At 73.8% G+C, this 9,972-nt stretch carries 9 protein-coding genes and 3 pseudogenes; 7 read left to right on the top strand and 5 right to left on the bottom strand.

The features are described 5' to 3' along the window. The 5 genes and pseudogenes from AC2W7G_RS04325 to AC2W7G_RS04305 all read left to right on the top strand — a co-directional run. A partial coding sequence (locus AC2W7G_RS04325; protein WP_485867352.1) for a hypothetical protein occupies positions 1 to 622 on the top strand: 622 nt, incomplete at its 5' end. Next, a pseudogene (locus AC2W7G_RS04320) lies at positions 562 to 1,188 on the top strand (choice-of-anchor I domain-containing protein); the annotation flags it as partial. The gene AC2W7G_RS04325 and the pseudogene AC2W7G_RS04320, both read left to right, overlap by 61 nt. Positions 1,189 to 1,394: 206 nt before the next feature. Then, complete coding sequence (locus AC2W7G_RS04315) at positions 1,395 to 2,831, top strand: esterase-like activity of phytase family protein (RefSeq protein WP_485867353.1); 1,437 nt, start codon at positions 1,395 to 1,397, stop codon at positions 2,829 to 2,831. A gap of 288 nt (positions 2,832 to 3,119) precedes the next feature. After that, positions 3,120 to 4,424, top strand: coding sequence for an HNH endonuclease signature motif containing protein (locus tag AC2W7G_RS04310; protein ID WP_485867351.1), 1,305 nt, complete (start codon positions 3,120 to 3,122; stop codon positions 4,422 to 4,424). A 47-nt stretch (positions 4,425 to 4,471) separates the two neighbouring features. Further along, the gene (locus tag AC2W7G_RS04305) at positions 4,472 to 5,257 is read left to right on the top strand and encodes a GNAT family N-acetyltransferase (protein WP_485867350.1); all 786 of its coding nucleotides are present in this window, start codon (positions 4,472 to 4,474) and stop codon (positions 5,255 to 5,257) included. A 20-nt stretch (positions 5,258 to 5,277) separates the two neighbouring features. Here the strand turns inward: AC2W7G_RS04305 and AC2W7G_RS04300 are convergent, their stop codons facing one another. The 4 genes and pseudogenes from AC2W7G_RS04300 to AC2W7G_RS04285 form a co-directional block, all read right to left on the bottom strand. Next, entirely contained in the window at positions 5,278 to 6,060 is a 783-nt protein-coding gene (locus AC2W7G_RS04300) for a sterol carrier protein domain-containing protein (protein WP_485867349.1), read from the bottom strand. A gap of 58 nt (positions 6,061 to 6,118) precedes the next feature. After that, positions 6,119 to 6,247: pseudogene (locus tag AC2W7G_RS04295) on the bottom strand (GNAT family N-acetyltransferase); the annotation flags it as partial. Positions 6,248 to 6,576: 329 nt separating this feature from the next. After that, entirely contained in the window at positions 6,577 to 7,125 is a 549-nt protein-coding gene (locus AC2W7G_RS04290) for an isochorismatase family protein (RefSeq protein WP_485867348.1), read from the bottom strand. Beyond that, positions 7,122 to 8,413 (bottom strand): annotated as a pseudogene (locus tag AC2W7G_RS04285) (nicotinate phosphoribosyltransferase). Before AC2W7G_RS04285 ends, AC2W7G_RS04290 begins: the two are co-directional and overlap by 4 nt. A 159-nt stretch (positions 8,414 to 8,572) precedes the next feature. On the opposite strand from AC2W7G_RS04285, the gene clpS reads away from it, so the two are divergent. Both clpS and AC2W7G_RS04275 read left to right on the top strand, forming a co-directional pair. Then, positions 8,573 to 8,788 (top strand): ATP-dependent Clp protease adapter ClpS, encoded by a 216-nt coding sequence (gene clpS, locus AC2W7G_RS04280; RefSeq protein WP_485867347.1) that lies wholly within the window; start codon positions 8,573 to 8,575, stop codon positions 8,786 to 8,788. Then, positions 8,785 to 9,375: a DUF2017 domain-containing protein gene (locus AC2W7G_RS04275; protein ID WP_485867346.1), complete on the top strand. Its 591-nt coding sequence runs from the start codon at positions 8,785 to 8,787 to the stop codon at positions 9,373 to 9,375. Before clpS ends, AC2W7G_RS04275 begins: the two co-directional genes overlap by 4 nt. 95 nt (positions 9,376 to 9,470) lie before the next feature. Here the strand turns inward: AC2W7G_RS04275 and AC2W7G_RS04270 are convergent, their stop codons facing one another. Next, positions 9,471 to 9,797 (bottom strand): hypothetical protein, encoded by a 327-nt coding sequence (locus AC2W7G_RS04270; RefSeq protein WP_485867345.1) that lies wholly within the window; start codon positions 9,795 to 9,797, stop codon positions 9,471 to 9,473. Positions 9,798 to 9,972: the final 175 nt, after the last annotated feature.

The following is a 9,972-nucleotide window of genomic DNA, read 5'->3' as shown; positions in this document are numbered from 1 at the left end:
CGCTCGTCCCCGCCCTCGCGCCCCGGCGCGCAGGCCACGCCCACCGCGGCCCCCGTCGCCGTCGGCGTTCCACCGCACGGCGACCTACCCCGTGTACCAGAACCTGCCCGCGGACGTCCCCGCCAGCAGCGAGACGGTCGCCGAGATCTCCGCGGTGTCCGAGGACGGCCGGACGCTCGTCTACACCGACGCGCCCGGCAAGCGCATCGGCTTCCTGGACATCACGGACCCCGACAAGCCGCGCGGCGAGGGCAGCCTGTCGCTGGCGCAGCTCGGGGACGCCGACGACCAGCCGACGTCCGTGGCCGTCCACGGGAAGTACGTGCTCGTCGTGGTCGACACCAGCGGCGGCGACTTCGCGAACCCGTCCGGCCGCCTGGACGTCGTGCGCCTGTCCGACACCAAGCGCGTCGCGAGCATCGACCTGCAGGGCCAGCCCGACTCCATCGCCACCAGCGAGGACGGCGCGTACGCCGCGATCGCGATCGAGAACCAGCGCGACGAGGACGCGACGCCGACCGGCGGCGCCAAGGGGGACCTGCCGCAGCGCCCGCGGGCTTCGTGCAGGTCGTCGAGCTCGCCGGCGCCCCGAGCGCCTGGACGGCGCGCCGCGTCGACCTGACCAACCCCGACGGCAGCGCGCTGGCCTCGTTCGTCGAGGCCGGCCTCGACACGCCGCAGGACCCGGAGCCGGAGTACGTCTCCATCAACGGCAAGAACCAGCTGGCGGTGACCCTGCAGGAGAACAACGGCGTCGTCCTCGTCGACCTGCCCACGGGCGCGATCCAGCGGGTGTTCAACGCCAGCACGGTCACCGCGTCCGGCTTCGACACCAAGAAGGACGGCCGCATCTCGCCGACCGACACGATCACGGACGTCGTGCGCGAGCCCGACGCGATCGGCTGGGTCGACGACCGCTACCTGGCCACCGCCAACGAGGGTGACTGGAAGGGCGGCTCGCGCGGCTGGAGCGTCTTCGACTCCACCACCGGCGACGTCGTCTGGGACGCCGGCAGCTCGTTCGCCGACGTCGTCATCAGCCTCGGCCTGCACAACGAGGACCGGGCGGCGAAGAAGGGTCCCGAGCCCGAGGGCCTGACCCTCGGCACGTTCGGGGGCACCCGCTACGCGTTCGTCGGCTCCGAGCGCAGCAACGTCGTGGTCGCCTACGACATGACCGACCCGCGCAACCCGCGCTACGCCCACGCCCTGCCGACGACCAACGGCCCCGAGGGCCTGCTCGCGATCGAGTCGCGCGACCTGCTCGCCGTCTCCAGCGAGACCGACGACGCCGCGGCCGGCGTCCGCGCCTCGGTGCAGCTGTTCGAGCACGGCAAGGGACAGGCCGCCTTCCCGTCGATCCGCTCGGCGGACGTGGACGGCAAGCCGGTCGGCTGGACGGCCCTCGGCGCGCTGGCCGCGCACCGACGGACGCCGGCACGATCTACGCGGCGTCCGACGCCGCGCTGGACGTCGCGCAGCTCTACACGGTCGACGTGCGCCGCACGCCGACCGTCATCACCGCGGCGCGTCCCGTCACCGTCGGCGGGGTGCCGGCGAAGCTGGACGTCGAGGGCATCGCGTCCCGCGCCGACGGCGGGTTCTGGCTCGCGGTCGAGGGCGCGACCGGACCGGGCAACAAGGTGCTGCGCACCGACGCGAAGGGCGAGGTCGTCGAGACCGTCGAGCTGCCCGCCGACGTGACGGCCAAGATCGGCAAGTGGGGCCTGGAGGGAGTCGCCGCGACGAACGACGCCCGCGGCGAGCACGTGTGGGTCGCCGTCCAGCGTCCGCTGTGGACCGACGGAGCGGCCCCGACGGACGCCTTCGAGGGTGAGAGCACGACGCGCCTGGGCCGCTACGACGTCGCCACGAAGCAGTGGCACTGGTACGGCTACGAGCTGCAGACGCCGCGTCGCGACGGCGCCGACTGGATGGGCCTGTCCGAGATCGTCGCGGTCGACGCCGACACCCTCGCCGTCGTCGAGCGTGACAAGCTGAACGGCCCCAGGGCCCGGGTCAAGCGCATCTACACGGTCGACGTCCCGGCGGGTGACCCCACGGGCGTGCCGGTGCTGCCCAAGAAGCTGGCCCACGACGTCCTGCCCGACCTGCAGGCGACGAACGGCTGGACGCAGGAGAAGCTCGAGGGCCTGACCATCGCCGCCGACGGCCGGGTCTACGCCGTCACCGACAACGACGGGCTCAAGGACGCCACCGGCGAGACGGTGTTCCTGCGCCTCGGCGGAGCGTCCACGGTGTTCGCGGACGCCCTGCGGACGACCACCTCGGTGAAGGTGCCGGCCAAGGCCGTCTTCGGCCAGAAGGTGCCCGTCACGGTCTCGGTGCAGGGCGCCTCGGGCGTCTCGGCCGGCGGCACGGTGACGCTGAAGGACGGCTCGCGCACGGTCGGCACCGCTCCGGTCCGGAACGGGACGGCGGCGTTCTCCGTGTCCGGTCTGAAGGTCGGCAGCCGCACGCTGACGGCGACGTACGCGGGCACCGCCCGCAGCGCGTCCAGCGCCGGGACGGCGCGCGTCGTCGTCCAGAAGGCGTCCGCCAGCGTCGCGGTCTCGCGGTCGGCCTCGTCGGTGAAGCAGGGCCGTTCGGTGCGGCTCACGGTCGCGGTGCGCGGTGCCGGGCACGTGCCGACCGGCGCGGTGCGCGTCTCGGACGGACGTCGGGTGCTGGGTGTCGGCACGCTGCGGGACGGTCGCGTCGTGCTGACGGTGAAGCCCACCGGACGCCGCCTGCACACGCTGACGGTCGCGTACCTGGGCAGCCGGGACACGGCCGGCCGGACGGTGGCCGTGAAGGTCCGCGTGCGCTGAGGCTCTCCTCTCGCGAGACGCCCCCTTCCGCTGCGGCGGGAGGGGGGCGTCGTGCGTTTCTTGAGCTGGTCGAGCGAGCTTCGGGTGGTTGGTCACCCCCGAGGGGCTGATGACGAGGGGTCGGGTGCGGGCGCGCCTTGGTCTGTCGGGTCGCTCGAGCCTCGCTCCTTGGGCTTGTCGAGAGGAGCTCGTCCAGTCCGAATAAGGCCTGCATTCCTGGGAATCCGGGTGGTTCTTGTCGGACCCGCGAGGTAGGATAGAACAAACGTTCGACACGGGGGTTCTCGGATGCGGATCGACCAGCTGGAGAGGATGCGCGGGGAGCTGCGTGAGCTCGAGGCGTGGTCGCTCACGGACGCGGAGCTGCGTTCCGTCACCGTCGAGATCCAGCGGACGATCGCGAGTCTCACCGAGACGGCCGTGCGGCTGACGAGCGCCGCCGAGGAGCGTGTGCTGCCCCGTGAGGACGGCAACGCCTCGACCGTGGCGTGGCTGGCGGACCAGACCGGGATCGCCCGTCGTGAGGCGTCCCGGCTGGTGAAGCTCTCGCGTCTCGACGCGACCCGAGGCCTCGCGACGCGGGAGGCTTGGGCGTCCGGTGAGGTGTCGACCGAGCAGGCGTCGATCATCCTGACCGCGCTGGACCGGCTGCCGGAGTGGTTCGTGGCCGAGCAGCACGACGACGCCGAGGCCACGCTCCTGCAGCACGCGTCGGACTTCGCGGCCGACGACCTGCGGCGACTGGCGAATCGGATCGTGGAGGTGGTCGACCCGCTCGCTGCGGACGAGGTGATCGGGGAGCAGCTCGAGCGTCAGGAGAAGCAGGCCTGGTCCGAGGCGCACGTGACGTTCACGCCCCGCGGCGACGGCCTCACCTGGGTGCGCGGCGCTCTTCCGGACGTGCAGGCCGACATCCTGCGCACCGTCCTCGAAGGACTCTCCGCACCCCGCCGGCTCGATGCGCTGTTCCGGGACGTTGACGGCGATCACTCCGACACCGAGATCGGCCGCCTCGACCACCCGCGCCGGATGGGCCAGGCCCTGTGTGAGCTGATCGAGCACCTGCCGACCGAGTGCTTCCCGCAGGCAGGAGGCCTCGTCGCCACGGTGACGGTCAACATCGATCTCGACGACCTGAAGCAGCGGGTCTCCCGCGCCACGCTCTCGACGGGATGCGACCTCAGTGCCAGCCAGGCACGCCGGCTGGCCTGCAACGCCGGCATCCTCCCCATCGTGCTGAACGGCGACTCCCAGGTCCTCGACCTCGGCCGTGCCGACCGGCTCCACGACCGGAACCAGCGCATCGCCCTCGCCAAGCGCGACGGCGGCTGCTCGTGGAAGGGCTGTGACAGACCGCCGGCCTGGTGCGAGGCCCACCACCTCAGACCGTGGAGCGAGGGCGGTGAGACCAGCCTCGACAACGGCGCCCTGTTCTGCTTCGCCCACCACCACCTGCTCCACGACAGCGACTGGTCCGCGCGGTTGGCCGAGGACGGCGTCGTCGAGGTCGTCCCGCCACCCAGGATCGATCCGCAGCAGCGACCCCTGCGCCACGCCAGACACGTGAGACTCCGGCCCCTCGTCCCCGCCTAGCCCTGCCCGAGCCTGTCGAGGCCCCGCCGTCACGCGAGGATGAGGTCGTGGACGACGCCGCCCTGCTGAGGGCCTACGACGATCAGCTGCGCACGGACGCCGAGACGCCCAGCGCGGTGTCGGTGGAGCGGCTCGGGCCGCTGCGGCTCGTCACGTTCCGGGGCGGCCGCGGGTTCGTCACCTACCGCGACCTCGATGGTGCCGACGCCGACGAGGTGCGCCGGCTCGTGGCCGAGGGACTGGCCCGGCTCACCGCCGACCCGGACGTCACGCGGGTGGAGTGGAAGACCCGCGGCCACGACCACGCGCCCGGTCTGCACGAGGCGCTGCTCGCCCACGGGTTCGTCGCCGGGGAGACGGAGTCGGTCATGGTCGGGCCGCTCGCAGGCCTCGCCGTCGACGTGCCGCTGCCCGACGGCGTGACGTTGCGTCGGGTCAGCAGCGAGGCCGACGTCCGGGCCATGAGCGCCATGCAGGACGAGGCGTTCGGCGAACCGGTGTCCGAGCGCGAGGCCGACGCCCTGCTGCACCGTCTGTCGCTGGACGACGGCATGGAGCTGTGGGTCGCCGAGGCCGCGGGGGCGATCGTGAGCGCGGGGCGGCTCGAGCCGGTCGCCGGCAGCGACTTCGTCGGCATCTGGGGCGGCGCGACCCTGCCGGCGTGGCGGGGGCGGGGCATCTACCGGGCGCTCACGGCGGCCCGGGCCCGTTCGGGACTGGCCGGCGGCTGGACGCTCGCGCACAGCGACTCGACCGAGTACTCGCGACCGATCCTCGAGCGGGCCGGGCTCCGCAAGGTGTCGACGACGACCCCGTACGAGTGGCGCCGCTGAGGGCGAGCACGTCCCGCGGCTCAGAACCAGTGGTCGAGGTACGGCGCCCGCGCCGTGGCCATGAGCGCGTCCAGCACGTCCACGTCCCCGTGCACGCGGCCCGCACTCGCGAGCGTGCGTGCCCGGACCCCACCGAGGTGCAGCGCGGCCAGGGCGTCGACGCCAAGACGGACGTCGGCCGGCTCGTCCGTGACGCCCACCTGCCCGGCGCCGGACGCGTCCGCCTCGAGGGCGAACGTGCCGCCGGCGATGCCGAGCGGATCGTCCACCTGCAGCACCACGCGTCCGGACGCCTCGTAGGTGCGTGCCGCGAGCGCGGCCGGCACGTCGAGGATCCGGGTCCACAGGTGGTCGAACGTGGTCGTCCGGATGGCGCGCCGGTCGGCGACCATCCACGACAACGGCTCCTCGACCGGGCGCAGGTGCGCGGTCACGCGGGCGACGAGGTCCATCTCCAGCAGCGTGCGCCACAGGGCGGCGTACGCCTCGTCGGTCGCCGCGACCAGCTGGTGCAGGACGACCGTGGACCGCGACATGTCGGCCTCGTCCTCGACCACGCGGTAGACGGCGAAGCCCTGCGGCGTGCCGTCGGCGTCGTCGTGGCGCAGGTGGCGCCAGGCGGACGCGTGGGTGTCGCCCGCGACCTCGCCGACGGTGCCGAGCGTGCGGCGCACGAAGGCCTCGCCCATGACGATGTTGCCGGGCGTCGCGCGGCGGACCCGGTCGAGGACGCGCTCGGCGTCGGGACGCAGCCGATCGGGCTCGACCAGGTGCGTGCGGCCGCTGGTCTCCGGGCCCGCCACCGGGCGCGGCGGGTGTCGACCTCGAGGTCGGCGCCATGGCCGACGGGGCGAACCCGAAGCGCCCGTAGATCGTGGCCTCCGAGACGGTCAGCATGGCCATCGCCAGGCCGGCGTCCGCGGCGGTGCGCAGCTCCGAGCCCAGCAGGTTGCGGGCGATGCCGCGCCGGCGGTGGGTGGGGGCGACGGTGACGCCACTCGATCGCCCACGCCGGCACCGCGGCGCCGCCGGGCACCGTCAGCTCCGAGGTCCAGCTCTCGAGCGTGCCGACCGGCGTGGCCGGCTCCGCGGCGGTGTCGTCCCACACGGCGACGTGGCGGTGGTGGGCTGCGCAGGTCGTGACGCGCGTCCAGGGCGGCCGGCGTCCCGCGCCCCGTTCCAGGAAGCCACGCCGCACCGCCTGCACCCAGGCGTCGTGGGTCGGCGGTCGGCGGTGTCGACCAGGCCCAGCCGCAGGCCGCGGCTCGCGAGCTCGTCCTGGGCCCGGTCGTCGACCGGACGAGCGGCGGCGTCGACGCTCACGCGACCACCACGCCGGCGGACGTCCACTCGGTGCGCACGCGCTCGAGGTTCTCCGGTGTGACCGCGGCGGTCAACGACTCGAGGACCCGCACCCGGAACCCGGCCGCCGCGGCGTCCAGCACCGTCGCGCGGACGCAGTGGTCGGTGGCGATGCCGCAGACGTCCACGTCGGTGACGTCGTGGGCGCGCAGCCAGTCGGCCAGGCCGGTGCCGCCGGCGCTGCCCTCGAAGCCGGAGTAGGCGGCCTCGTACTCGCCCTTGTCGAAGATCGCCGCGAACAGGTCGTCGGTCAGCGGCGCCTCGAGCTCGGCGCCGGGCGTGCCGACGACGCAGTGCGGCGGCCAGGAGTCGACGTAGTCGGGGGTGTCGCTGAAGTGCGGGCCCGGGTCGACGTGGTGGTCGCGGGTGGCGACGACGTGGTCGTACCCGTGCTCGGACGCCAGGAGGTCGCGGACGTCCTCGGCCACGCGGTGCCCGCCGGCGACGGCCAGCGACCCGCCCTCGCAGAAGTCGACCTGCACGTCGACCACGACCAGCGCCCTCATCGGACGCCCTCGTAGACGGTCGGCAGCACGGGCTCGCCGCGCGAGAGCTGGCACGCCGACGGCGGCAGCTCCTCCAGCGACGCGTCGAGCCGCTTGCGGGCGTCGTCGAGCGTGGAGTGGTCGACGCGCTCGCCGCCCTTCACCAGCTCGACCAGCAGCGGACGGTCGTCGCCGTCGTCGACCGGCGCCACGTCCACCCCGATCACCTCGTGGGTCGCGACGCCCCGGCCGTCCCGGCGGCGCAGCGCCTGCTTGCGCCCGCCGGTGGACGCCTTGTCCTTGGACTTCTTGGCCACCGGCACCATGCGTCCGTCGGTGCCCTCGCGGGAGACGAGTTTGTAGACGAAGCCGGACGTCGGCGCGCCGGACCCGGTCACGAGCGCCGTGCCGACGCCGTAGCCGTCGACCGGCGCCTGCGCGAGGGCGGCGATGGCGAACTCGTCCAGGTCGCTGGTGACGATGATGCGCGTGTCGTGGCGCCGAGGGAGTCCAGCTGCTGGCGCACCTCGGCGGCCAGCGAGACGAGGTCGCCGGAGTCCAGGCGCACCGCGCCCAGGCGCGGGCCGGCGACGTCGACGGCGGTGCGCACGGCCTCGGCCACGTCGTAGGTGTCGACGAGCACGGTGGTTCCGGTGCCCAGCGACTCGACCTGGCCGACGAAGGCGTCGCGCTCGGAGTCGTGCAGCAGGGTGAACGAGTGCGCGCTCGTGCCCGTGGTCGGGACGCCCCAGGTGCGTCCGGCCTCGAGGTTGGACGTCGCACCGAAGCCGGCGACGTAGGCGGCCCGGGCGGCGGCCACGGCCGACCACTCGTGCGTGCGGCGCGAGCCCATCTCGATGAGCGGGCGGCCGGCGGCGGACGTGCGCATGCGGGCGGCGGCGGACGCGATGGCCGAGTCGTGGTTGTAGATGCTCAGCAGCACCGTCTCGAGCAGGACGGCCTCGGCGAACGAGCCCTCGACGACCACGACGGGGGAGCCGGGGAAGTAGACCTCGCCCTCGGCGTAGCCGTGCACGTCGCCGCCGAAGCGGAAGTCGGACAGCCAGTCCAGCGTGGGGGCGTCGACGACGTCGTGGGCGCGCAGGAACTCCAGGTCGTCCTCGTCGAAGCGGAAGCGCTCGATGGCGTCCAGCGCGCGACCGACGCCGGCGACGACGCCGTAGCGGCGGCCGTCGGGCAGGCGGCGGGCGAACAGCTCGAAGACGGACGCGCGGGACGCCGTCCCGTCCCGCAGGCTCGCCTGGAGCATGGTCAGCTCGTAGTGGTCGGTCAGCAGCGCGGTGGTCACCTGGCCAGGCTAGTGCGGGACCCGCGCCAGTGCGCCTCGCGCCGTTGGGCGCCGCGCGGGCGTCCGCCACAATGGGGGTCGTGAGCATGCCGACCCCCGTCCAGATCGACGAGCCCGACGTCGCGCGACGTCCAGCTCGAGGACCCGTGGGTCACCATCGTGTGGAACGACCCGGTCAACCTGATGTCGTACGTGGCCTACGTGTTCCGCGAGTACTTCGGCTACACCGAGGAGAAGGCGACCGAGCTGATGCTGGCGGTGCACCACGACGGCAAGGCGGTCGTCTCCAGCGGCAGCCGCGAGCAGCAGGAGCGTCACGTGCAGGCGATGCACGAGTACGGCCTGTGGGCGACCCTGCAGAGGAGCGGCGTGTGAAGCCCTTCCGCCGGCGCCGCCGCGGACGCGTCCACGCGACGTTCGAGTCCGCTGAGGCGCACCTGCTGGCCAACCTCTCCGCCCAGGTGGTGGAGCTGCTGCGCGACCGGCACGGGGAGTCCGAGTCGAGCGCCGACCCGCTCGCCGCCCAGCTCGGCATGGGCGGGCCCGCGCTGCCGCCCGAGGACCCGGTGCTGCGCCGCCTGCTGCCCGACGCCTACCGCGACGACGAGGACGACGCCGCCGAGTTCCGGCGCTTCACCGAGCAGTCGCTCGTCTCGAGCAAGGTGGCCAACGCCGAGGTGCTCATCGAGACGCTGCACGCCGGCGGCCTCGACGACTCGCCGGTCGCCGGCGCGGACGACGACGGCCGCGAGGTCGAGGTCGAGCTGGACCCGGCCCAGGTGCAGGCCTGGCTGCGGGCGCTGACCGACGTCCGGCTCGCCCTGGCCGTCCGCCTGGGCATCGAGACCGACGAGGACCTCGAGCGCATCGAGCAGTCCGAGGACGAGGCCGTGCTCGCCTTCGGCGACGTGTACGACTGGCTGGGCTTCGTCCAGGAGTCGCTCGTCGTCGCCCTCGACTGAGGCGTCACCGGCGCCGTCACGTCCGTCGGGCGGTGAGTGGTCCACCGTCGCGGACGCCCGCGCGGTGGATGACCCACCGCCCTCCGGTGCCCGGCTCAGCCGTGGCGGGGTGTGACCGTGAAGCGGACGTGGGTGCTGCGGGTGCCGGAGCGGACGATGGCCTTCTTGGTGCCCCAGCGCTGGCCGACGTCGAAGCGCACGGTGTAGGTCCCGTTGCGCGACGCCTTCGCCGACAGGGCGCTGACCGTCTTCCCGCGGTAGGTGACGCGCACCGTCTGTCCGGGGACGAGTCCGCGGACGGTGATCCGCTGGGCGGTCGAGGCGCGGGCCCGGGACTTCTTGGCGGTGGCGGTGAGCCTTCCGGTCACCACGGCGAGGGTGTCGCGGCCGACGCGGTCGCGCTCGGACCCGGTGACGGTCACGGCGAGGCGGGCCGTGGGCTTGGTCGAGGGAAGCGTGACAGCCGGCCTGGCCGTCCCCCGGGGCGTCGGCGGTGCCGCGGACGACGACGCGGCCGGCGATGCGGACGGTGTACGGCTCGCGAGCGTCCAGGCCGCGCACCGACACCCGGGGTGCGCGTGCCCCGGACGACGGGGC

It is taken from the genome of Aeromicrobium sp. PFPM2_SD2, from assembly GCF_057364525.1.
Note: the sequence above shows the minus strand (reverse complement) of the source record. Positions and strands in the feature narration are given on the sequence as shown.